This window comes from Grimontia indica (genome assembly GCF_000333895.2).
Lineage (GTDB): Bacteria > Pseudomonadota > Gammaproteobacteria > Enterobacterales > Vibrionaceae > Enterovibrio > Enterovibrio indicus.
The window spans coordinates 1-22817 of sequence record NZ_ANFM02000035.1 but is presented as its reverse complement, the minus strand read 5'-3'; the positions used below and the strand labels follow the sequence as shown (position 1 = coordinate 22817).

Sequence of the window (22817 nt, the reverse complement as noted above, 5' to 3'; positions counted from 1 at the left end):
GACGCCTCTCAACAAAGAGGGCGGATTGTAATCACTGACTGACTTATAGTCAATGTTAAAACCACAGGTGGTTTCAATCCGAATCTCTCAGGGCGCGCAATTATACGTGGTCGCCTGTCAAGCGCAAGGATCCTTTGCCGATCTTATCCACCTTTCCTTGTGTATTTCATGTGCGATCGTCAGGGATAACCCAGTATAGGGTGTGTAAATTTGATCAGGATGAATTTTTTAAGAACATCGATCACCCGTGACGTTTTGTGGAGTGGGGGAGTCAACACTGTGATCGGATCATCGGATTTTTGAGCCAAAATCGGATAATTCTGTGAGTAAGTGGGGTGTTAGCTGTGCCGATCTGCAAACTAAATGTGCGATCTGTGTGTATAACTTAGATCTTATTCACTGCAAAAGGGATCTCTTCGCTAGCGATCCTCCTCGTACAAGTATAAACTTAGTTCCCTTTTCATTAATAAATAAGTGTGGAGTCAGACGTGTCATCTTCGCTTTGGTTGCAGTGCCTTCAGCGCCTTCAAGAGGACCTTCCTGCAACAGAATTCAGCATGTGGGTTCGACCGCTTCAGGCGGAGTTAAATGACAATACCCTGACTTTGTTCGCGCCAAACCGTTTTGTACTGGATTGGGTTCGCGACAAATACCTCAATAGCATCAATCAGTTACTGAATGAATTTTGCGGTAACGACTTGCCTGTGCTGCGCTTTGAAGTTGGCAGTAAGCCGGTTGCCCCGGTGGCGCCGCCAAGCCAGCCTGCAGCTCCAGCCCCTGTTGCACCAGCCGCTAAACCTGTTGGTCGCACGTGGGAGCCTGCACCTTCTCCTGTGCAATCAGATGTGAATCACCGTTCTAACGTGAATCCGAAGCACAAGTTCACTAACTTCGTAGAAGGTAAGTCGAACCAACTCGCATTGGCAGCAGCTCGCCAGGTGGCAGATAACCCGGGCGCGGCATACAACCCACTTTTCCTTTATGGCGGCACAGGTCTAGGTAAAACCCACTTGTTGCACGCTGTAGGTAATGCGATTTCTGATCGTAAAACCGATGCGCGCGTGGTGTACATGCATTCTGAACGTTTTGTTCAGGACATGGTTAAAGCGCTTCAGAACAACCAGATTGAAGAGTTTAAGCGCTACTACCGTAGTGTTGACGCGCTGCTTATCGATGACATCCAATTCTTCGCCAACAAAGAGCGCTCACAGGAAGAGTTCTTCCACACCTTTAATGCGCTCTTGGAAGGTAACCAACAAATTATCCTCACCTCTGACCGTTATCCAAAAGAGATCAGCGGTGTGGAAGATCGTCTGAAATCCCGTTTTGGCTGGGGTTTGACTGTTGCCATTGAGCCACCAGAGCTTGAAACCCGTGTGGCGATTTTGATGAAAAAGGCGGAAGATCATAATATTCGCCTGCCAGACGAAGTGGCATTCTTTATCGCCAAACGTCTGCGCTCAAATGTTCGAGAGCTTGAAGGGGCGTTGAACCGCGTGATAGCGAATGCTAACTTCACCGGCCGTGCTATCACCATCGATTTTGTCCGCGAAGCCCTGCGTGATTTGCTGGCGCTTCAGGAAAAACTGGTCACCATAGACAACATCCAGAAAACCGTCGCCGAGTATTACAAAATCAAAATGGCGGACCTATTGTCGAAACGTCGCAGCCGCTCTGTGGCACGTCCACGCCAGGTGGCGATGGCACTGTCAAAAGAGCTGACCAACCACAGTTTGCCTGAGATTGGTGACGCATTTGGTGGCCGCGATCATACTACGGTACTTCATGCATGCCGAAAGATTGAACAGCTGCGCGAAGAGAGCCACGATATAAAAGAAGATTATTCCAACCTGATCCGGACTTTGTCGTCTTAATATGAAATTTACAGTTACCCGTGACCAATTCTTGAAACCCCTGCAGCAGGTGTCTGGTGCATTAGGGGGACGACCTACGCTGCCTATTCTTGGCAATATCCTGCTGAAAGTAGAGTTCGGACAACTTTCCATGACCTGTACGGATTTGGAAGTTGAGCTGATTGCTAATCTGCCGCTGGAAAGTGAAGCAGAAGACGGGGCAGTAACTGTCCCGTCTCGTAAGTTTTTAGATATTTGCCGCGGTCTGCCAGACAGCGCACCTATCAGTTTTACGCTCGAAGGTGATCGCGCAGTAATCCGTTCAGGCCGCAGCCGTTTTACACTGTCGACATTGCCAGCTGCTGACTTCCCGAATATCGAAGATTGGCAGAGCAACGTGGAATTCACGGTGCCACAAGGCAAGCTTCGCCAATTGATTGAAAGCACTGCATTCTCCATGGCCAACCAGGATGTCCGTTATTTCCTCAACGGTATGTTGCTTGAGACTGATGGCACCACACTTCGCTCTGTGGCCACAGACGGTCACCGTATGGCGGTAGGTACAACTGCGCTCGATAACCAGCTGGCTGGCCAGCAAGTGATTGTGCCACGTAAAGGCGTGACTGAATTGATGCGTATGCTGGATAACCCAGAGGCGCCAGTAACCATCCAGATTGGCAGTGCCAACATCCGCGCTCAGGTGAACCAGTTTGTGTTTACCTCTAAGTTAGTGGATGGTCGATTCCCGGATTACCGCCGCGTCATGCCGCAATCTTCCAACAAAATCATGGAAGCGGATTGTGACGAGCTGCGTCAGGCATTTTCGCGTGCAGCCATTTTGTCGAATGAGAAATTCCGCGGTGTGCGCTTGAACCTGAGCTCAGGCCAGCTTCGCATTTCTGCGCATAACCCTGAGCAGGAAGAAGCGGAAGAGTTTGTTGACGTTAATTACGATGGCGAAGACTTGGAAATCGGATTTAACGTCAGTTACGTGCTGGATGTATTAAATACGCTTAAGTGCGAACAAGTGCGCTTTTCGATGACCGATGGTACCGCGAGTACACTGGTAGAAGATGTCAGCAATGATGACGCCATGTACGTCGTGATGCCTATTCGTCTGTAATATGGCGCTGTCCCGACTCTCTATCCATGACTTGAGAAATATTGAAGCCTGTGACCTTAGCCTGTCATCAGGCTTCAATTTTCTTGTAGGGCCTAACGGCAGTGGAAAAACCAGTGTGTTGGAGGCGGTTTACTATCTGGGGCATGGCCGTTCATTTCGAAGCCAGTTGACCGGAAGGGTGATCCGACACCAGCAAGACAGATTAGTTGTACACGGTCGCGTGCAAGCAGGTGAGTCCTTACTACCAGTAGGGCTCCAGAAAAACCGCGACGGTTCGACAGAAGTGAAAATCGGTGAGGAAAAAGGGCAGAAGCTGGTGCAGCTTGCCGAAGTTTTGCCGATGCAGCTGATTACCCCGGAAGGGTTTGAGCTGTTAACCGGTGGTCCTAAATTCCGCCGTGCATTTATCGACTGGGGTGTGTTTCACGTGGAACCCCAGTTTTACCCCGCGTGGTCTAGGGTAAAACGGCTTACCAAGCAACGAAATGCGTTGATGAAAACAGCGCGTAGCTACCGAGAGCTTAGTTACTGGGATGCGGAATTAGCGCCTTTGGCAAACCAAATTGACCAGTGGCGCAAAGACTACATTGAAAAGCTCTCAGAACGTGCTTCTAAGCTCTGTGAAGCGTTTCTGCCTGAGTATGAAATCAAACTCAACTACACGCGTGGTTGGGATAAAGGGTCAGATTATGCTGAGCTGCTACGCGAGAACTTTTTACGCGATCAGCAACTCGGGTATACAGTCAGTGGTCCTCACAAGGCAGATCTTCGCCTTCGCGTGGGCGGCACCCCAGTGGAAGATGTACTTTCCCGTGGGCAGTTAAAGTTGATGGTGTGTGCACTTCGTTTAGCACAGGGCCAACAACTGACCGAAGACAAACAAAAGCAATGCATCTATTTGATAGATGACTTTGCGTCCGAGTTGGATAGCCAACGAAGGGCGCTATTGGCTGAGCAGTTAAAAGCCACAGGCGCACAGGTATTTGTAAGTGCCATTAGTGCCGATCAGGTCGCTGAAATGTGCGACGAAAATAGTAAGATGTTTCATGTGGAAAACGGTAAAATAGCCGCAGAATAAAATTAAGCGAGAGTAACTCAATGTCCAACAATTACGATTCATCGAGTATCAAGGTACTCAAGGGTCTGGATGCAGTACGAAAGCGTCCGGGGATGTACATCGGTGATACTGACGACGGTACCGGTCTGCACCACATGGTCTTTGAGGTGGTCGATAACTCTATCGATGAAGCTCTCGCTGGTCACTGTAATGACATCGTGGTCACCATCCATGAAGACGGTTCGGTATCTGTAAAAGATGACGGTCGTGGTATTCCTGTCGACATCCACGAAGAAGAGGGTGTATCAGCAGCCGAAGTTATCATGACGGTACTTCATGCCGGTGGTAAGTTCGATGACAACTCGTACAAAGTCTCCGGTGGTCTTCACGGTGTAGGTGTTTCGGTAGTAAATGCCCTGTCTGAGAAGCTTGAGTTGACTATCTGGCGTCACGGCAACATCCACCAGCAAATCTACAAAATGGGTGTGCCTGAGCAGCCTCTGGAAGCGATTGGTGATACTGACGAAACCGGTACCCGTATCCGCTTCTGGCCAAGTGACGAGACCTTCTCTGACACTACGTTCCATTACGACATTCTGGCCAAGCGCCTGCGTGAGCTGTCATTCCTGAACTCAGGCGTTTCAATCAAGCTGATTGATGAGCGTGAAGAGAACAAACAAGACCACTTCATGTATGAAGGTGGTATCCGCGCATTCGTAGAGCACCTCAACCGCAACAAAACACCTATTCACCCAACTGTGTTCCACTTTGAACATGAACGCGAAGACGGTGTGTCGGTAGAAGTGTCAATGCAGTGGAACGATGGTTTCCAGGAAAACATTTACTGTTTCACCAACAACATTCCTCAGCGTGATGGCGGTACACACCTTGCTGGTTTCCGAGCAGCTCTGACCCGTACGCTGAACTCTTTCATGGACAAAGAAGGGTATTCGAAGAAAGCCAAAGCAGCGACTTCTGGCGACGATGCCCGTGAAGGTTTGACTGCCGTTGTGTCTGTGAAAGTGCCGGATCCGAAATTCTCAAGCCAGACTAAAGACAAACTGGTTTCTTCAGAAGTGAAGTCTGCGGTTGAGTCAGCAATGAACGAGAAACTGTCTGAGTTCCTGATTGAGAACCCACAAGACTCGAAGATCGTTTGTAGCAAAATCATTGATGCGGCGCGTGCGCGTGAAGCGGCACGTAAAGCACGTGAAATGACCCGTCGTAAAGGCGCACTGGATTTGGCTGGCCTTCCAGGCAAGCTTGCAGACTGTCAGGAAAAAGATCCTGCGCTGTCTGAACTCTACATTGTGGAGGGTGACTCTGCGGGCGGTTCCGCGAAGCAGGGTCGTAACCGTAAGAACCAGGCTATCCTGCCACTGAAAGGTAAAATCCTGAACGTTGAGAAAGCGCGTTTCGACAAGATGCTTTCTTCTCAGGAAGTCGCAACGCTGATCACTGCACTAGGTTGTGGTATTGGCCGTGACGAGTACAACCCTGACAAGCTGCGTTACCACAGCATCATCATCATGACCGATGCGGACGTCGACGGCTCGCACATTCGTACGCTGCTGTTGACCTTCTTCTATCGTCAAATGCCTGAGCTGATTGAGCGTGGTTATGTCTACATCGCTCAGCCACCGCTTTACAAAGTGAAGAAAGGTAAGCAAGAGCAATACATCAAAGATGATGAAGCGATGGAGCAATACCAGGTATCTATCGCGCTGGAAAACGCTTCACTCTTCGTTAACCAAGATGCACCGGCACTGAATGGTTTGGCGTTAGAAGAGCTTGTTAAGCAGTACAACGGTGTAATGAAGCTGATTAAGCGCATGAACCGTCGTTACCCATACGCGATGCTCAACGAGCTGGTTTACCAACCGCGCCTGAGTGTAGATACGCTGAGCAATGAGGGTGAAGTACGCGCCTGGATTGATACGCTGGTGGATGTTCTGAATAAGAACTCGACCGGTGAAAGCCAGTACCGCGCTGAGGTGAAGTTTGATGAGGAGCATCAGGCTTACCAACCAGAACTGATTGTTCGTACCCACGGCGTCGATCATGAGTATCTCATCAGCTACGACCTGCTGAACTCAAAAGAGTACGGACGTATTGCTGATCTGGCAGAAGCACTTGATGGTCTTCTGGATGATACTGCATACATTCAACGTGGTGAGCGTAAGCAACCTGTTAAGAGCTTTGCAGATGCATTGGCTTGGTTGATTAAAGAGTCTAACCGTGGTCTTAGCCGTCAGCGCTACAAAGGTCTGGGTGAGATGAACCCTGATCAACTCTGGGAAACCACCATGGATCCAGAATCACGTCGTATGATGCGCGTGACCATTCAGGATGCGGTAGCAGCAGATGAGCTCTTCACGACATTGATGGGTGATCACGTTGAGCCACGTCGTGCGTTTATCGAAGATAATGCCCTGAAGGTTGCCAACCTCGATGTGTAACCACGTGATTCTACGTAAAATCTGAGTACCTAACGCCGCATTAGCGGCGTTTTTTTTACGTAGCGTGATGTATTTATTTAAGTTATTGAATTTTAAAACTTTAAGCGTATTCAATAATACCGTTTATCAATTCTTCATGAATGGCTAAAGAAGGATTCTGATAAGACGCCAAGTTATCTTCTAGGTTAACGTTTACCGCCACTAGAACGTGATTCATCGAACCGACTAATCTTAGGGTCACTTGTTTTTCGTTATCCGCATAAAGTGCAAGCGCATCTTCTTTTGTCACTTGTAAATCACGCTCCCCTTGAACAATGAGAGTTTTCCCTTTTCTTTGGGATAGTAGAGAGCAGGGGTTCTGTCTCAGTAAGGATTTCATATAAGACTGGGCTGAAGGTCTAAATAACGGAAATAGGCTCTCGCTGATGTGAGTGACGTTTTCACCGTGTTTTAATGCATCGATAATGGCTTCGGCTTCATTGACCAATTGGGGAGCGCGCGCTGAAAGTTGTTCCAGTATGATTTGGTCTATTGGGCGACCCGGTGTGGCGACGAGCACGAGCTTATCAATTTCTGTTTTCAGCCCGGCAGCGAGACCGATGAGCCCGCCCTCACTATGACCAATGACACCCACTTTCGACGATGGGTATCTATTACGAAGTCAGTCAATCACGTAAACAGCGTCATTGATATAGGTATCAATGGTGAGGTTTTCTTCTTTTAACCCATCTACTTTGCTTTCACCGACACCTATTTTGTCATAGCGGTATGAAGCGATGTTTTGTTTTGAAAGGGCATGAGCGAGCTTTTTGTACGTACCCGTTGTTATCGATGGCTGATTACCATCTCTATCCGTGGGGCCACTTCCAGCAATGATCAGATAAACCGTTTCGCTATGTCGAAAGGATTTTGGTTCGACTAATGCTCCTGTGAGCTCTCCAACTTTCAAATTAGTTTCTACTTCAGAGTGCGTTTTATTCTCGGTCATTGTCTTCCACTCAACCTATGTTTCACGTGAAACGTTAGCGGTTAAATTAAAATGATAAAAGAACACGTCTTGCTGTTTACGATCAGATTAGTGAGTCCAAATAGAAGATGAACACAAAAAAGCCCAGTCGATTTTCTAACTGGGCGATGTTTCACGTGGAACCTTTGGTGGAGAATTAAGACTCAGCGTAAGCCTTTTCCACTTCCTCTTTAAGTATCTCGACACCCCGCGCAATGGCCTCGTCGTCCTGAACATAGTTCATTCTTAGGCACTCACGGGTATGGTCCCAATCCAATTCTGAACCAATAAAAAAGTACTCACCAGGGACTATCAGTAAGCCGCGTTTCTTAAGGCGCTGGTAAAGCTCTTTGGTGCTGATGGGTAGACCTTCAAACCAAAGCCAAAGGAAGATAGCACCTTCTGGTTTATGAATTTTAAATCGTTCATCAGGAATCGCTTTCTGAAGGAGCTCGATACTACGCTTTGCTTTCTTCTGATAGAAAGGCTTAATGACAGTTTCACTGAGCGACAGTAGGTCACCGGTTTTAATCATCTCAAGTGCGAGTGCAGGGCCAACACCACAAGGTGACAAGCTGACGATGCCATTGATGTTGGATAGGGCAGTGATAATCTCTTCTTGCGCAATGATGATGCCGCAGCGTACACCTGGCAAACCTAACTTGGATAAGCTTGAACACAGGATAGTGTTCTCGTTCCAGAAAGGCTTCACATCTTCGAAGATGATGTTAGGGAAGGGGACGCCATAAGCATTGTCGATGATGAGGGGTATATTGTTCGCTCGCGCCAGCTTATCAAGCTTTGCGATTTCTTCATCAGTAAGAACATTACCGGTCGGGTTTGTTGGTCGTGAGGCACAAATAGCCGCAACTGACTCATCAATCTCCAGCGCATCAAAATCTACGTGGTATTTAAACTGGCGGTTATCTAGATGCTCGATTGTTGGCTTGAAGCTGGTAAAGATATCAGAGTCTAAACCCGAATCGGCGTAACCAATATACTCAGGTGTTAGAGGCAGCAGGATCTTCTTAAAGCTGCCGTCGTCATACTGCCCACCGAAAAGGTTGAAGAGATAAAAGAAGGCGCACTGACTGCCATTGGTCAGCATGATGTTCTTAGAGGTGACCTGCCAGCCAAATGTCTTATTCAACATCTCAGCCAGCGCTGCGATGAACGCTGTCTTCCCTTGCGGGCCATCATAGTTAGAGAGTGCTGCGACAAGAGAGCCATCATCTAGCATCCGTCTACTCAAGTCTTCGAAATGCTCAAGCATTTCAGGAATCGCCGCTGGGTTGCCACCACCAAGCATAATGGCATCCGGGTTTCTTAGTCCGTCATTGAGGTCGTCCATCAACTGTGTGATGCCGGAATGCTGAGAAAACTTATTTCCAAACTTAGAAAACTGCATAGCGCGAAACCTATTTAATCCTTTGTTCCTTCAGGTTAGTCGACAAACCATAACTGATTCATTGCACAAAATGAATGCAATTTCTGCTTTCTTTTTAACATGTAGCGGACGGCGGAAAGGTTGTCGTTTCAGATAAGGGAAGGAGGGAGTTTAGAGAGCGTTTCGAGAGATGTTCCACGTGAAACATACCGAAAATTTTAGATTAGACAGGATTGAATACATCGATTTAGAAGCTGTGAATGAGGCTGGTGGAAAGACAATTTTATAGATACAAAAAAGCCCCGTTCAAACGGGGCTCTTGATTAACTTTTCTTGCCGAGCTTATTTCTGAAGCAGAGAGATATCTGCAACATTCATAAATTGGCCACGCAGGGTATTGAGCAGTGCCAGACGGTTCGCCTTCAGCGCTTCGTCTTCAGCCATTACCATCACGTTGTCGAAGAAGGTATCAACAGGTTCGCGCAGGTCTGCCAATTGGGTCAGTGCAGCTTGGTAATCACCAGCGGCAAAGACAGGCTTCAGCGCTTCAACCATTGCGGTGACTTTTACAGCCAACGCCTTTTCTGCATCTTCAACCAACAGCTCACTGTTGATAGTGTCAGACAATTCGCCGTCGTATTTTGCCAGGATGTTACCAACACGCTTATTCGCAGCCGCCAGAGACTCAGCAGCATCCAGTGAACGGAAGTGCGTTACAGCTTTCACGCGCTTGTCGAAATCAGCCGGTTGGGTAGGGTTCATTGCAAGCACGGCTTGGATGGCATCTACGCTATGGCCTTCGTCCTGATACCAGGCACGGAAACGACCCAGCATGAATTCGATAACGTCAGCTTCAACCTTATCGTTAGTCAGACGGTCGCCGAACAGCGATTTGGCTTTGGCAATCAGATCGGTCAGATCCAGATCGTAACCGTACTCAACGATAATGCGAAGGACACCCAGAGAAGCACGACGCAGCGCGAATGGGTCAGAACCTTTCGGTGCCTGGCCAATACCGAAGATACCTACGATGGTATCCAGCTTGTCTGCCATCGCCAGTGCTGAAGAAACACCATTGCCTGGCAGTTCATCACCTGCGAAACGTGGCATGTATTGCTCATTCAGGGCAACGGCAACATCTTCTGCTTCGCCATCATGACGCGCATAGTGCATACCCATCACGCCCTGAGTTTCGGTGAATTCGAAAACCATGGAGGTCATCAGGTCGCATTTCGCCAGAAGGCCTGCACGTTTTGCTTTTTCGACATCAGCACCAATTTTATCAGCAATGTAGCCAGCAAGCTCAGTGATGCGGTCTGTCTTGTCTTTGATGGTACCCAACTGCTTTTGGAAAATAGCCGTTTCCAGCTGTGGCAGACGGTCAATCAAAGGACGCTTACGGTCGGTGTCGAAGAAGAACTCTGCATCCGCCAGACGAGGGCGAACCACTTTTTCGTTACCTTCGATAACGTGGCGAGGTTCCTTCGATTCGATGTTTGATACGAAGATGAAGTTAGGCAGAAGCTGCTTGTCTTCGCTGTAAACAGGGAAGTACTTCTGGTCGCCTTTCATGGTGTAAACCAAGGCTTCTGAAGGAACCTTCAGGAACTTCTCTTCGAAGGTTGCAGTCAGTACCACTGGCCACTCAACCAGAGAGGTGACTTCCTCAACCAGGTCATCTTCCAGATCAGCAATACCACCAACCAGCTCTGCTGCCTTTTGGGCATCAGCGATGATAGTGGCTTTACGTGCTTCGTAATCGGCAATGACTTTACCGCGCTCTTCCAGAATCGCTGGATATTGGTCAGCATTGTCGATGGTAAATTCCGCTTCGCCCATAAAACGGTGACCACGAATGGTACGCGCTGAATCAACACCCATGATGGTGCCTTCAATCAGCTCGTCACCCAGCAGGATAGTCAGGGTCTTCACCGGACGGATGAATAGGGTATCTTTGTCACCCCAGCGCATTGGCTTCGCGATTGGCAGATTCGCCAACGCTTTGTCAGCCAGTGCAACAACGATGTCTTTGGTGTTCTGACCTTTAACTTCTTGCTTGAACAGCAGCCATTCACCTTTATCAGTCACCATACGATCGGCTTCTGATACATCGATACCACAACCACGCGCCCAACCTTGTGCGGCTTTGGTTGGGTTGCCGTCTGCGTCAAAAGCGGCAGAGATGGCAGGGCCACGTTTCTCAACCATCTTGTCAGCTTGTTGGTCAGCCAGCGCAGTGACTTTCAGTGCCAGACGACGAGGGGTTGCGTACCAAACCATACCTTCGTGGGTCAGTTCAGCGTCTTTCAGCTCTTGCTCAAAGTTTGCCGCAAATGCTTCAGCCAGTGTACGAAGTTGCGTTGGTGGCAGCTCTTCAGTACCCAGCTCAATCAGGAAATTGTTCGCCATCTTACTTCTCCTCACCCTTTTTACACATTGGGAAGCCTAGAGCTTCACGGGATGCGTAGTACGCTTCAGCAACTGACTTGGTCAGGTTGCGGATACGCAGGATGTAGCGTTGACGCTCGGTCACTGAGATAGCTTTGCGTGCGTCCAGCAGGTTAAATGCATGACCTGCTTTCAGGATGCGCTCATACGCTGGCAATGGCAGAGGCTTCTCAAGCTCGAGAAGAGACTTACACTCTTTCTCGCACTGGTCGAAGTAAGTGAATAGGAAGTCTACGTCAGCGTATTCGAAGTTGTAGGTCGATTGCTCCACTTCGTTTTGGTGGAAGATATCGCCATAAGTCACTTTACCGAATGGGCCATCAGTCCATACCAGATCGTAAACTGAATCGACGCCCTGGATGTACATCGCCAGACGTTCGATACCGTAAGTGATTTCGCCGGTAACAGGCTTACACTCAAGACCGCCTACTTGTTGGAAGTAAGTAAACTGGGTGACTTCCATGCCATTCAGCCAAACTTCCCAGCCGAGACCCCAGGCACCCAGTGTCGGGTTTTCCCAGTTGTCTTCTACGAAGCGGATGTCATGAACTTCAGGGTCAATGCCCAGCACACGCAGCGAACCAAGATACAGTTCCTGAATGTTGTCTGGAGACGGCTTCAGGATGGTCTGGAACTGGTAGTAGTGTTGCAGACGGTTAGGGTTTTCACCGTAACGGCCGTCAGTTGGACGACGAGAAGGCTGAACGTAAGCTGCTGCGATTGGCTCTGGACCAATTGCACGCAGACAAGTCATTGGGTGAGAGGTGCCTGCACCTACCTCCATGTCGAGCGGTTGTACGATGGTACAACCTTGTTGGGCCCAGTAATCCTGCAGCGCGAGGATCATGCCCTGAAAAGTTTTAACGTCGAATTTTTGCATCGTCAGGTTCGCGCGATTTAATGAAGTGAAAATAACACGCGATTATAGCGCGCAAGGCTTGGGATAAGTAGGGGTAATGGCGGTTTTTTGTCCTTTGGTTTCAAAGGTGGCGAGCGGGGTCGAAAGGTAAAACGGGCAGAGGTTGTATTCCGTCAGGCGTTGAGGCTAAAATGCGCTCGCTCTTGGGGAGTAGTCTCTCGCGCCAGCGAGGCCATTATCAACATATTTGAAGCTCAATCTTCATGGTAATGGCGACACACGATAGTGGGTTTGACGAGACCAATGACACTTTACGCGAACCGGGCGGGGCGCGTGGGTTGTCATGGTTTTCGAATAATAATCCTCGCCCTGGAAGACAATAATGAGCGTGTTAGCGATATCCATTGCCACCGTTGCGTTGGCAGAAATTGGTGATAAAACCCAACTCCTTTCCCTGTTACTGGCCAGTCGATACCGAAAGCCAGTACCTATTATTCTTGCTATCTTTTTCGCCACAATCCTTAACCATGCGGTTGCTGCCTGGCTGGGTGTGGTTGTTGCCGATTATCTTACCGAAGAAGTCTTGCGTTGGGTGCTGATCGTCAGCTTTGCGGTGATGGCTGTTTGGGTGCTAATCCCTGACAAACTCGATGACGAAGAAAGTGTGTCAAACCGGGGTCCATTTGTGGCGAGTTTCATCGCCTTCTTTATTGCAGAAATTGGCGACAAAACCCAGGTGGCAACGACTGTTCTCGGTGCTCAAAATGCTGAAGCGCTGACCATGGTCATTATTGGTACGACTATCGGTATGCTGCTGGCTAATGTCCCGGTGGTATTACTGGGTCACAAGGCAGCAAATGCATTGCCATTGAACGTTGTACGGTATGTGACGGCAGGGTTGTTTGCGGTACTCGCGATCGGTACTTTCTTTATGCGATAAGAAACATAACCAGATGCCTGAATGTGTGATTTCATCAGCAACCTCACCGACGGTTCCATGGTAGTTTGGCTTTAGTGTCATCGTGACTAAGGAGCGTGTTATGGACAGGTTTCTGGCGATCAGCCCCAAAAGCCAGATGTGGCTGTTCCACTTTGCACTGGCGCTGAATATTCTTGGAATGGTGTTAACTGATATGTGGCTTCCAATGGTGGTTGGCGCAATAGTAACCACTTACTTATCTATTGATGCTATGGTGAGAGTGCGCTACGTATTGCCGATGAAAAAGGCCATGCGGGAACTGGAGCATGAAAACGCCACGCTCAGGCGGAAAGTGAACGACGTTGAGCAAGTATCAGATTACTGACAGACACGAAAAAGGCAGCCTTGGCTGCCTTTTTCATTTCCGCTCGTTTATCTGTTCAGAAGATCTTAAAGACCTTTCTTGATCAGATAGCGGAATGGACTGGTTCCTGACTCATGGGCAACAAGGGTGTGGTCCATGAAACGGCAGAAACTTGGGATATCGCGTGTCGTTGACGGATCGTCCGCCGTCACCAGTAAGGTTTCACCCTCCGCCATGTTGCGGATTGTTTTTCTTACCATCATGACTGGTTCCGGACAACGCAGGCCTTCTGCGTCTAAAAAGTGATCCGGATTTTCAAATTCTGAACTCATCTGCATTTATCACATTGAAAACGTCGACCCGATCATACTTATGAAGACTAAATATTCAACAGGGGTTGGATTTGTAAAAAACATGTGTAACTTAATTAACAAGTTGTTAACGAATGATGTTCAAACGAATGTGAACATGGCGAAACAGCTAGGCTAACTCACTCATCGACTACACTCACACCCAGTTTTCTTGGGCTTCCCCGCTTTAATGCGGGATTTTTTTTATCTGGCGTTCGCCAAATATCAATAAACGCCTTTCTCAATCACCCTTATCGGTGACTGGCATGCTTATAATGGCAACGTTAGCACTCTTTGGGCATGTTATGGAACTTGAAGATATCTACCGCCGCGACTTAAACCTGCTAATCGCGCTTCGTGTGCTGCTGGAAGAAGGCAGCGTGAGTAAAGCGGCTATACGTCTAAGCCTTAGCCAGTCAGCGATGAGTAGGGTTCTGGGACGATTGAGAAGCCTTACAGGTGATCCCTTGTTTACCCGGCACGGACAACAGTTGATCCCAACCCAAAGAGCGTTGGAGTTGAATGCTCAACTGACAGCGCCACTAGATACACTTCGTCATGTCCTTTCGCCTGAAGAGTTTGATCCGGCCAAGTGTGAGCAGTCTTTTAAGATCGCAACGACTGATTACGCCATGCAAACCATTTTGCCATTTGCATTGCCGCGTATTTATGAGGAAGCGCCGGGTTTGTCACTGGAGTTCGCCCCTTTGCAGCATGACCAGTTAATGCGTCAGTTGACCTCGGAAGGGTGCGACATGGCGATTTGCCGCCCGACCGGTCCCGTTGACCCGCTTCAGTCTGACAGGTTGGGACTGGTGAGCGTATTCTGCATGGTGTCGAAACATCACCCTTTGGCCGATAAAGCGCTAACGCTCGAAGACTACCTGGCTTACCCACATGCAGTGATTGCCATCAGTGATGGCGTGAAAGCACTGATCGATGAAGCGTTGCGCGGACACCCAGAGCCGAAACTGGCATTGCGTGCTTATCACCTGGAAGCTGCGGTAGCGATGTTGGATAGCCTGCCGCTTATCATTACGGTTCCTGCTGACTTGGCTTATCTCGTGGGTGAAAAATACGATTTGGTGATTAAGCCACTGCCGTTCGAATTTAAGCCGTTTGATTATTCCCTGATTTGGCACCCAAGGACGGAGCACTCCGCGGCGCAGGTATGGCTTAGAAACCTGATTAAAGAAGAGTGCAGCCGCCTTATCGATACGCGGATTAAAGACATGGGGTTTGTTTGACCCTCAATCTTTCAAACAAAAAACGGAGCCGATAGGCTCCGTTTTTTGTATACCGCAAAGAAGGCTTACAGCTTGATCACCACACGGCCAGTGATTTGACCATTGGTGATGGCTTCTGCTGCTTCTGGTACTTCTTCCAGTGAGATTTCGCGACAGCCGTTATTGTAGTAGCTCGTTGGCAGCAACTCAGATATACGCTGCCACGCTTTCTGGCGACGCTCGAAAGGCGCGTATACAGAATCCACACCCAGCAGTTTCACGCCGCGAAGGATAAATGGCATGACTGTGGTTGGCAGATCGAAACCGCCTGCAAGACCACATGCTGCGACTGCGCCGTCGTAATCAACTTGTGCCAGTACTTTTGCCAGCATCTTGCTGCCAACGGTATCTACCGCGCCAGCCCAAATTTGTTTTTCCAATGGGCGAGCAGGTTCTTCAAATTCGCTACGCTCTACCACACGTGACGCGCCCAGCGATTTCAGCCATTCACCATTCTCGCTTGAACGGCCTGTTACTGCTACCACTTGGTAACCCAATTCAGACAGCAGCGTGACTGCCACTGAACCGACACCGCCACTTGCGCCTGTCACCAGAATTTCACCTTTCTCTGGTGTGATGCCAGCATCTTGAAGTGCCTGTACACACAGCATGGCTGTCAAACCCGCAGTACCGATTTTCATTGCCTGATCGCCAGAGAGCTTTTCTGGCAGTGGAACCAACCAGTCAGCTTTGAGGCGCGCTTTTTGTGCCATGCCACCCCAATGGGTTTCACCGACGCCCCAGCCAGTCAGTACCACTTTCTGTCCGGCGGTAAAACGAGAATCTGAAGATTCTGCCACTGTCCCTGCCAGGTCGATACCTGGCACCATTGGGAACTCACGACAGATCTTGCCTTTGCCTGTAATAGCCAGACCATCTTTATAGTTCAGTGAGGAGTAATCCACGTCGATTAGCACATCGCCTTGTGGCAGTCGGCTAACGTCGAGTTCTTGAATGCTTGAAGTGGTGATTTTGTCAGCTTGGTCCAGTACCAGTGCTTTGAACATGGGATGTCCTCCGGAAAGGGGAATAAACGTATGAAATACAGTGTAGAACCAAAGTGGTCATGAAAATAATGAAACTAAATCATGATTAATATGCGTTAAGCGCATAGCTATATAGCAATACTCCGCTACAAATAACAAAGCCGGGTATTAAACCCGGCTTTGATGACGACACGTTTTTGTTTAAACGCGCTCAAACACCGTAGCAATACCCTGACCTAAACCGATACACATGGTGGCAAGACCCAGCTCGACATCATTGTGCTCCATCAGGTTGATAAGCGTAGTAGAGATACGTGCACCTGAACAACCCAGAGGGTGACCCAGTGCGATCGCGCCACCGTTGAGGTTCACTTTCTCGTCGACTTTATCCAGCAAGCCCAGATCTTTTGCACAAGGCAGTGACTGCGCAGCGAAGGCTTCGTTAAGCTCAATCATGCCGATGTCATCAATGGTGACACCTGCACGCTTCAGTGCTTTTTGCGTCGCTGGTACAGGACCATAACCCATGATAGAAGGATCGCAGCCTGCGACTGCCATCGAACGCACGCGAGCACGAATTGGCAAACCGAGCGCTTTGGCTTTGTCTTCACTCATCACCAGCATGGCCGCGGCACCGTCAGACAGTGCAGAAGACGTACCTGCGGTTACTGTGCCGTTGGCTGGGTCGAATACAGGGCGCAGACCTGAAAGGGTTTCCACTGTGGTTTCCGGGCGGATAACTTCATCGTTCTCCATCAGGAACAGTCCGCCTTTCTCATCATGGCCTTCGGTGGGCATGATTTCATTTTTAAAGCGGCCTTCCACGGTGGCAGCATACGCGCGCTGGTGGGAGCGGGCAGCAAAAGCCTCTTGCTGCTCACGGCTGATACCATGGATGCGACCTAACATCTCTGCGGTCAGACCCATCATGCCGGCAGCTTTTGCCACAGACTTGGAAAGACCCGGGTGGAAGTCGACACCGTGGGTCATGGGTACGTGGCCCATGTGCTCAACACCACCAATCAGGCAGACATCGGCATCGCCTACTTGAATAGCGCGTGCCGCATCATGCAGTGCTTGCATGGAAGAGCCACAGAGACGGTTAACCGTAGTTGCGGCTACTGTATGTGGAATGCCTGCCAGCAGTGCTGCGTTACGGGCGACGTTGAAGCCTTGTTCTAGTGTCTGCTGTACACAGCCCCAGTAGATATCCTCGATTTCTGTTGGATCTAATTGTGGGTTACGTGCCAGCAGTGATGCCATCAGGTGCGCTGACAAATCTTCCGCACGGGTATGGCGGAAAGCACCGCCTTTGGAGCGGCCCATCGGGGTTCGAATACAATCGACAATAACGACGTTTTTCATGTTGTTTTCCCTCTCAATTCCTTGTGGTTAGGCAGACTGTCGTTGGGCATCGAAATACCCTTCGCCTTTGGCAGCTTTGTCGCGAAGACCTTGTGGCACTTCATAGGCAGGGCCCAGATTGGCCAGTTGGTCAGCCATAGCAACATAGTTTGCCAGTCCAATGGTATCCAGATAACGGAATACACCGCCTCGGAATGGAGGGAAGCCAAGGCCGTAAACCAGCGCCATGTCTGCTTCCTGAGGAGTCGCGATAATGCCTTCTTCCAGACAACGCACTACTTCGTTGATCATCGGCACCATCATGCGGTTGATGATCTCTTCGTCGCTGTAATCGGTCGCTGAACCGATCACTGTTGACAGCAGGCCTGCGACATCAGCATCCACGTCTTTCTTAGGCTTGCCTTTACGATCGACCGAGTATTTGTAGAAACCGACGCCATTCTTCTGACCAAAGCGCTCGGACTCAAACATCACATCGACAGCATCGCGGTAGCTTTTCGCCATGCGTTCTGGGAAACCTTCTGCCATCACAGCCTGTGCATGGTGTGCAGTATCAATGCCTACAACATCAAGTAGGTAAGCAGGACCCATTGGCCAGCCGAACTTCTTCTCCATCACTTTGTCGACTTTGGTGAAGTCAGCACCGTCACGAAGCAGCATGCTGAAACCGGCAAAGTAGGGGAACAGCACGCGGTTTACAAAGAACCCTGGGCAGTCGTTGACGACCACTGGGCTTTTACCCATCTTGGCGGCGTAGGCCACTACGCGTGCCACGGTTTCTTCTGAGGTATCCTTACCGCGAATGACTTCTACCAGTGGCATGCGGTGCACGGGGTTAAAGAAGTGCATGCCGCAGAAGTTTTCTGGTCGCTTGAGCGATTTCGCCAACAGATCGATAGGAATGGTGGAGGTGTTGGAAGTCAGTACTGCACCTTCTGGTAGCAAGGCTTCTACTTCGCTCAGTACTGCCGCTTTCACTTTCGGGTTCTCCACCACGGCTTCAACAACCACGTCAGATTGCTCGATACCTGCGTAGTGAAGGCTAGGGGTGATAGAGGCAAGTACTTCTGCCATTTTCAGACCGTTAAGACGACCACGCTCCAATTGCTTGTTCAGCAGTTTGGATGCTTCTTTCATGCCGGTTTCCAGCGAAGCCTGACTGATGTCTTTCATCAGTACCGGCACACCTTTGCTGGCTGACTGGTAAGCGATACCGCCACCCATGATGCCTGCACCCAGTACAGCACCACGCTCAGTTGGCTTGCCTTCTTTGGCGGCTTTTTTGGCTTTGGATTTCAGGTATTGGTCATTAAGGAAAATACCAACCAGTGCCTGAGTGACATCGTTCTTCGCCAGTTTGACGAAGTGCTTGTTCTCAACCAGCAAGGCACCGTCGCGGTCGGAGCGTGACGCTTCTTCAATCGCCACAACTGCAGTCATAGGAGCTGGGTAGTGAGGACCTGCCACACGCGCCACCATGCCTTTGGCCATGGTGAAGCTCATGGTGGCTTCAATCTTGTTCAGTTGCAGTGGCGCTTTTTTCTGTGCACGACGTGATTGCCAGTCCAGTTTGCCATCAATGGCTTGCTTAGCAAGGGCAATCGCAGCATCACGCAGGTCATCCGGTGCCGTCACGGCATCAACCAGACCGATTTTGAGTGCGGCATCTGCTTTGCTTTCTTTACCTGCGGTGATGAGCTCCATCGCGGTATCTGCGCCCACCAGACGTGGCATACGCACGGTGCCGCCAAAGCCCGGCATGATACCAAGTTTGGTTTCTGGCAGGCCGATGCGCGCGGTGGAATCAGCAATACGGAAATCAGTAGCAAGAATGCACTCGCAGCCACCACCTAGCGCGAAACCGGAAATGACGGAAACGGTAGGGAAAGGCAGATCTTCGAGTTTGTTGAAGATATCGTTCGCGTGCGTGACCCAATTTGAGAGCTCTTCCTCTGGCTTGGCAAACAGGCCGAGGAATTCAGTGATATCTGCGCCTACGACAAATGCTGGTTTGGCAGACGTCAGCAGCAGGGCTTTTACGTCGGACTTTTGCGAGAGAGCATTAAGCGCCTCGTTGAGACTTTCCAGTGTCGCAAGGTCGAATTTATTAACAGAGCCGGGTGCATCGAGGTTCAGCTCCGCGAGGCCATCTTCCAGATAGCGCACGGACAGGGTGTCACCTTGGTAAATCATGTTCTATCTCCGTATTGCCAGATCTTTGTCTGGTTTGGTTTACCTTTAGGTAGAGGGTAGTCGTTATAGTCAGCTTTAGTCTGAGCCGGGCTGAACAAAAAGGCAATAGAAATGTTAAACAGATGTTTGAAATTTGTGTTTAAACTATCTGTTTGAATCTTGCATTCTCACTATTTCAACGAGTTAGCGCTTTTGCTGTGTTACGATTTTCTTGTGTTAAAATCCCGCGCCTTTTCAATTTATGGTGACTCGCATGAATACCTCGCCTTATCTGATCCCGTTATCACCCGTGATATCGGAAGAAGATATAAAGAAGAGCCGCTTTATTACCTATCTCGCCCATACGCCAGGCATCGAAAGTGCCAAAGCGTTTGTGGCAGAAATCAAAGCGAAGCATGCCGACGCGCGCCATAACTGTTGGGCATTCGTTGCTGGGCGACCTGAAGACTCGATGAGTTGGGGCTTCAGTGATGACGGAGAGCCTTCCGGTACGGCCGGTAAACCTATCCTTGCGCAGCTATCTGGAAGTGGTGTGGGCGAGATCACTGCGGTGGTGACGCGATACTACGGTGGTATCCGGCTGGGGACTGGTGGGCTGGTCAAAGCTTATGGTGGCGGTGTGCAACAGGCGCTACTGCAACTGGCAACGAAAGAGAAGGCGATTACGGTTCAGTTCACAATAAGCTGTGAATACCCTCACATTGCCTTGATCGAATCGATACTGGCTTCCCATAACGCGGTTCAGGTTAATACTGAATTCAGCCATAATGTGGAGATGACAGTGGAAGTGGATGCACGGAGTGCCGAACAGATCGCAGCGGAGATTTTTAATCGCTCCCGCGGTCAGGTTAGCGTGGCCGGGCTTGATAAAAATACATAATTCAGGCTCACCCCTGAATATAAGGATGAGCCGTCCAAGGCTATGCAATTTCGTTCAATTATCCGGATTGTCGGGCTTCTTCTTGCCCTTTTCAGTATCACCATGCTGGCGCCAGCCGTGGTGGCATTCATTTACCGCGATGGTGAAGGTTTCCCTTTTGTTCTCACTTTCTTCCTTCTTCTCGCGGGCGGTGGTCTTCTCTGGTTTCCTAACCGACGTTTCAGACATGAATTGAAAGCCCGTGATGGCTTTTTGATTGTGGTGCTGTTCTGGACGGTAATCGGCAGCGCGGGGTCTATTCCGTTCATGCTGTCAGAACAACCCAATATGTCGGTAACCGACGCCTTCTTTGAATCTTTCTCAGGCCTTACGACGACCGGGGCAACGGTGATGGTGGGGCTCGACAACCTGCCAAAAGCGGTACTGTTTTACCGTCAGCTTCTGCAATGGTTCGGGGGCATGGGTATCATTGTGCTCGCAGTCGCCATTCTGCCAGTGCTCGGTATCGGTGGTATGCAGCTTTATCGTGCTGAAATCCCGGGGCCGGTTAAAGACAGCAAGATGACACCGCGTATTGCAGAAACGGCGAAAGCGCTGTGGTATATCTATCTTGCGCTGACCGTTTCCTGCGCATCGGCTTACTGGCTGGCGGGGATGTCGGTATTCGATGCTATCAGCCACAGCTTTTCTACAGTAGCGATCGGCGGATTCTCAACCCATGATGCAAGTATCGGCTATTTCAACAGCCCGGCGATTAACTTCATCACAGTGTTCTTCCTCTTTATTTCAGCATGTAATTTCTCGCTACACTTTGCTGCTTTTGCCAGTGGCAAGCTGCATCCTGGCTTCTATTTCAAAGACCCTGAGTTCCGTGCGTTTATCGTGATCCAGCTTATCCTACTGGCGATTGTGTTTGGTATGTTGATCAACCATGGCACTTACGAGTCAGAGTTCGAAGCTTTTAACCAAGCCATCTTCCAGACCGTATCGATTTCCACGACAGCGGGTTATACCACGACGAGTTTTTCTGAGTGGCCATTATTCCTGCCGGTGCTTCTACTGTTTTCCTCTTTTATAGGTGGGTGTGCAGGCTCAACGGGGGGCGGTATGAAAGTGATCCGAATCCTGCTGCTGTCACTGCAAGGTTCTCGTGAACTGAAACGTCTGGTGCACCCAAGGGCGGTGTACACCATCAAAGTGGGCAACAAAGCATTGCCTCAACAGGTGGTGGATGCAGTTTGGGGATTCTTCTCTGCCTATGCGCTGGTATTTGTAATCTGTATGCTGGGGCTTATCGCGACAGGTATTGATGAGTTAACGGCGTTCTCTGCGGTTGCGGCAACCCTTAACAACCTCGGCCCTGGTTTGGGCGAGGTTGCAGTTCACTTTGGCGATATTAATAGTGGCGCGAAATGGGTACTGATTGTCTCCATGTTGTTCGGACGTCTCGAAGTGTTCACCTTACTGGTTCTTTTTACGCCGACCTTCTGGCGTAGCTGATAGCTTTTATAGGAATAATGATGAAAAAGGCGCTTTTACTTCACTCGAGTCGTGAAGGGCAGACAGTAAAGATTCTTCGTTCTATTGAAAGCGAATTGGCAGGTAACTACGAATGTGAGCTGGTGGACCTGCACGACATGCCTGAGGTGAATTGGGCGGAATATGACAAGGTACTGATTGGTGCGTCAATTCGGTATGGTCACCTGAATAAGAAGCTATACCGGTTTATCGAAAACAACCTCTCTGCGCTCAACGAAAAGAAAGCTGCCTTTTTCTGCGTGAATCTGACAGCACGCAAACCTGGTAAAGACACACCGGAAGGTAGTGTCTATATGAAGAAGTTCAGAAAACTGTCGCCTTGGCAGCCAGAACTGCAAGATGTGTTCGCCGGTGCGCTCTATTATCCCCGCTATAAGCTTTTCGATCGTGTCATGATTCAGTTCATCATGAAGATGACAGGCGGCGAAACTGACCCAACCAAAGAAGTTGAGTACACCAACTGGGATAGAGTTAAGGACTTTTCAGAGCGATTTCGTTCACTTTAATGCCATTTTGGGTGAAAAGTAATCGAACGCACCGTTTTTCATAAAAAACCTCAAAAAAGCCCTTGCCAGGATTTCAGACCTCCCTATAATGCCGCCTCACCGACACGGAGAGCGGCTTCCACAGCGGAAACGCCCACTCAAATCGGTACGGCGAAGGCCTCAAAAATTGAGTTGAAATAAACGCTTGACGCGCTGTTTCGAATCAGTAAAATGGCCGCCCGCTTCGAAGGGAAATTC

At 49.6% G+C, this 22817-nt stretch carries 19 protein-coding genes; 10 read left to right on the top strand and 9 right to left on the bottom strand.

What is annotated here, in order from left to right; genetic code table 11:
- Positions 1 to 488 precede the first annotated feature (488 nt).
- Genes dnaA through gyrB form a run of 4 tightly spaced genes read left to right on the top strand, consistent with a single transcriptional unit; the run spans position 489 to position 6492 of the window.
- Positions 489 to 1874: a chromosomal replication initiator protein DnaA gene (gene dnaA, locus D515_RS18900; protein WP_002540782.1), complete on the top strand. Its 1386-nt coding sequence runs from the start codon at positions 489 to 491 to the stop codon at positions 1872 to 1874.
- A gap of 1 nt (position 1875) precedes the next feature.
- The gene (dnaN, locus tag D515_RS18895) at positions 1876 to 2976 is read left to right on the top strand and encodes a DNA polymerase III subunit beta (RefSeq protein ID WP_039850322.1); all 1101 of its coding nucleotides are present in this window, start codon (positions 1876 to 1878) and stop codon (positions 2974 to 2976) included.
- Position 2977: 1 nt separating this feature from the next.
- Positions 2978 to 4054, top strand: a complete 1077-nt coding sequence (gene recF / locus D515_RS18890; protein WP_002540780.1) for a DNA replication/repair protein RecF — start codon at positions 2978 to 2980, stop codon at positions 4052 to 4054.
- A 20-nt stretch (positions 4055 to 4074) separates the two neighbouring features.
- Positions 4075 to 6492: a DNA topoisomerase (ATP-hydrolyzing) subunit B gene (gene gyrB / locus D515_RS18885; RefSeq protein WP_002540779.1), complete on the top strand. Its 2418-nt coding sequence runs from the start codon at positions 4075 to 4077 to the stop codon at positions 6490 to 6492.
- 100 nt (positions 6493 to 6592) lie between these two features.
- On the opposite strand, the gene D515_RS25040 is transcribed toward gyrB, so the two are convergent.
- The 5 genes from D515_RS25040 to glyQ form a co-directional block, all read right to left on the bottom strand.
- On the bottom strand, positions 6593 to 7126 hold the full coding sequence (locus tag D515_RS25040) for an alpha/beta fold hydrolase (protein WP_002540778.1): 534 nt from the start codon (positions 7124 to 7126) through the stop codon (positions 6593 to 6595).
- 27 nt (positions 7127 to 7153) lie between these two features.
- A complete protein-coding gene (locus tag D515_RS25035; RefSeq protein ID WP_002540777.1) occupies positions 7154 to 7480 on the bottom strand; it encodes an alpha/beta fold hydrolase in 327 nt (108 codons plus the stop codon).
- A gap of 175 nt (positions 7481 to 7655) precedes the next feature.
- Positions 7656 to 8906 (bottom strand): valine--pyruvate transaminase, encoded by a 1251-nt coding sequence (locus D515_RS18875; RefSeq protein ID WP_002540775.1) that lies wholly within the window; start codon positions 8904 to 8906, stop codon positions 7656 to 7658.
- 321 nt (positions 8907 to 9227) lie between these two features.
- Positions 9228 to 11294 (bottom strand): glycine--tRNA ligase subunit beta, encoded by a 2067-nt coding sequence (gene glyS / locus D515_RS18870; RefSeq protein WP_002540774.1) that lies wholly within the window; start codon positions 11292 to 11294, stop codon positions 9228 to 9230.
- A 1-nt stretch (position 11295) separates the two neighbouring features.
- Entirely contained in the window at positions 11296 to 12213 is a 918-nt protein-coding gene (gene glyQ, locus D515_RS18865) for a glycine--tRNA ligase subunit alpha (RefSeq protein ID WP_002540773.1), read from the bottom strand.
- A gap of 361 nt (positions 12214 to 12574) precedes the next feature.
- Between glyQ and D515_RS18860 the strand changes: the two genes are divergently transcribed.
- Together D515_RS18860 and D515_RS18855 are read left to right on the top strand one after the other, a co-directional pair.
- A complete protein-coding gene (locus tag D515_RS18860; protein WP_002540771.1) occupies positions 12575 to 13132 on the top strand; it encodes a TMEM165/GDT1 family protein in 558 nt (185 codons plus the stop codon).
- A gap of 100 nt (positions 13133 to 13232) precedes the next feature.
- Entirely contained in the window at positions 13233 to 13496 is a 264-nt protein-coding gene (locus tag D515_RS18855) for a hypothetical protein (RefSeq protein ID WP_002540770.1), read from the top strand.
- Between the two features lie 65 nt (positions 13497 to 13561).
- On the opposite strand, the gene tusA is transcribed toward D515_RS18855, so the two are convergent.
- Positions 13562 to 13807, bottom strand: coding sequence for a sulfurtransferase TusA (gene tusA, locus D515_RS18850; RefSeq protein ID WP_039850333.1), 246 nt, complete (start codon positions 13805 to 13807; stop codon positions 13562 to 13564).
- 323 nt (positions 13808 to 14130) lie between these two features.
- On the opposite strand from tusA, the gene D515_RS18845 reads away from it, so the two are divergent.
- Positions 14131 to 15072, top strand: coding sequence for a LysR family transcriptional regulator (locus tag D515_RS18845; RefSeq protein ID WP_002540768.1), 942 nt, complete (start codon positions 14131 to 14133; stop codon positions 15070 to 15072).
- Positions 15073 to 15137: 65 nt separating this feature from the next.
- On the opposite strand, the gene acuI is transcribed toward D515_RS18845, so the two are convergent.
- The 3 genes from acuI to fadB all read right to left on the bottom strand — a co-directional run bounded on the left by acuI (position 15138) and on the right by fadB (position 19655).
- A complete protein-coding gene (gene acuI / locus D515_RS18840; protein ID WP_002540767.1) occupies positions 15138 to 16118 on the bottom strand; it encodes an acrylyl-CoA reductase (NADPH) in 981 nt (326 codons plus the stop codon).
- 180 nt (positions 16119 to 16298) lie between these two features.
- Positions 16299 to 17462 (bottom strand): acetyl-CoA C-acyltransferase FadA, encoded by a 1164-nt coding sequence (gene fadA / locus D515_RS18835; protein ID WP_002540766.1) that lies wholly within the window; start codon positions 17460 to 17462, stop codon positions 16299 to 16301.
- A gap of 27 nt (positions 17463 to 17489) precedes the next feature.
- Positions 17490 to 19655 carry a fatty acid oxidation complex subunit alpha FadB gene (gene fadB / locus D515_RS18830; RefSeq protein WP_002540764.1) on the bottom strand — a complete coding sequence of 722 codons (2166 nt, stop codon included), beginning with the start codon at positions 19653 to 19655 and terminating at the stop codon, positions 17490 to 17492.
- Between the two features lie 253 nt (positions 19656 to 19908).
- Here fadB and D515_RS18825 point away from each other — a divergent pair, with 253 nt between their 5' ends.
- The 3 genes from D515_RS18825 to hemG are packed head-to-tail and all read left to right on the top strand — an operon-like array spanning position 19909 to position 22580.
- Positions 19909 to 20535 carry a YigZ family protein gene (locus D515_RS18825; protein ID WP_002540761.1) on the top strand — a complete coding sequence of 209 codons (627 nt, stop codon included), beginning with the start codon at positions 19909 to 19911 and terminating at the stop codon, positions 20533 to 20535.
- A 42-nt stretch (positions 20536 to 20577) separates the two neighbouring features.
- A complete protein-coding gene (locus tag D515_RS18820) occupies positions 20578 to 22035 on the top strand; it encodes a TrkH family potassium uptake protein (RefSeq protein WP_002540760.1) in 1458 nt (485 codons plus the stop codon).
- A gap of 20 nt (positions 22036 to 22055) precedes the next feature.
- Positions 22056 to 22580: a menaquinone-dependent protoporphyrinogen IX dehydrogenase gene (hemG, locus tag D515_RS18815; RefSeq protein ID WP_002540759.1), complete on the top strand. Its 525-nt coding sequence runs from the start codon at positions 22056 to 22058 to the stop codon at positions 22578 to 22580.
- Positions 22581 to 22817: the final 237 nt, after the last annotated feature.

What these genes read in the sequence shown, in the direction of transcription:
- dnaN (WP_039850322.1), top strand. Translation starts at nt 1,876, where the DNA reads ATGAAATTTACAGTTACCCGTGACCAATTCTTGAAACCCCTGCAGCAG.
- recF (WP_002540780.1), top strand. Translation starts at nt 2,978, where the DNA reads ATGGCGCTGTCCCGACTCTCTATCCATGACTTGAGAAATATTGAAGCC.
- gyrB (WP_002540779.1), top strand. Translation starts at nt 4,075, where the DNA reads ATGTCCAACAATTACGATTCATCGAGTATCAAGGTACTCAAGGGTCTG.
- D515_RS25035 (WP_002540777.1), bottom strand. Translation starts at nt 7,480, where the DNA reads ATGACCGAGAATAAAACGCACTCTGAAGTAGAAACTAATTTGAAAGTT.
- D515_RS18875 (WP_002540775.1), bottom strand. Translation starts at nt 8,906, where the DNA reads ATGCAGTTTTCTAAGTTTGGAAATAAGTTTTCTCAGCATTCCGGCATC.
- glyS (WP_002540774.1), bottom strand. Translation starts at nt 11,294, where the DNA reads ATGGCGAACAATTTCCTGATTGAGCTGGGTACTGAAGAGCTGCCACCA.
- glyQ (WP_002540773.1), bottom strand. Translation starts at nt 12,213, where the DNA reads ATGCAAAAATTCGACGTTAAAACTTTTCAGGGCATGATCCTCGCGCTG.
- D515_RS18860 (WP_002540771.1), top strand. Translation starts at nt 12,575, where the DNA reads ATGAGCGTGTTAGCGATATCCATTGCCACCGTTGCGTTGGCAGAAATT.
- D515_RS18855 (WP_002540770.1), top strand. Translation starts at nt 13,233, where the DNA reads ATGGACAGGTTTCTGGCGATCAGCCCCAAAAGCCAGATGTGGCTGTTC.
- tusA (WP_039850333.1), bottom strand. Translation starts at nt 13,807, where the DNA reads ATGAGTTCAGAATTTGAAAATCCGGATCACTTTTTAGACGCAGAAGGC.
- D515_RS18845 (WP_002540768.1), top strand. Translation starts at nt 14,131, where the DNA reads ATGGAACTTGAAGATATCTACCGCCGCGACTTAAACCTGCTAATCGCG.
- acuI (WP_002540767.1), bottom strand. Translation starts at nt 16,118, where the DNA reads ATGTTCAAAGCACTGGTACTGGACCAAGCTGACAAAATCACCACTTCA.
- fadA (WP_002540766.1), bottom strand. Translation starts at nt 17,462, where the DNA reads ATGAAAAACGTCGTTATTGTCGATTGTATTCGAACCCCGATGGGCCGC.
- fadB (WP_002540764.1), bottom strand. Translation starts at nt 19,655, where the DNA reads ATGATTTACCAAGGTGACACCCTGTCCGTGCGCTATCTGGAAGATGGC.
- D515_RS18825 (WP_002540761.1), top strand. Translation starts at nt 19,909, where the DNA reads ATGAATACCTCGCCTTATCTGATCCCGTTATCACCCGTGATATCGGAA.
- D515_RS18820 (WP_002540760.1), top strand. Translation starts at nt 20,578, where the DNA reads ATGCAATTTCGTTCAATTATCCGGATTGTCGGGCTTCTTCTTGCCCTT.
- hemG (WP_002540759.1), top strand. Translation starts at nt 22,056, where the DNA reads ATGAAAAAGGCGCTTTTACTTCACTCGAGTCGTGAAGGGCAGACAGTA.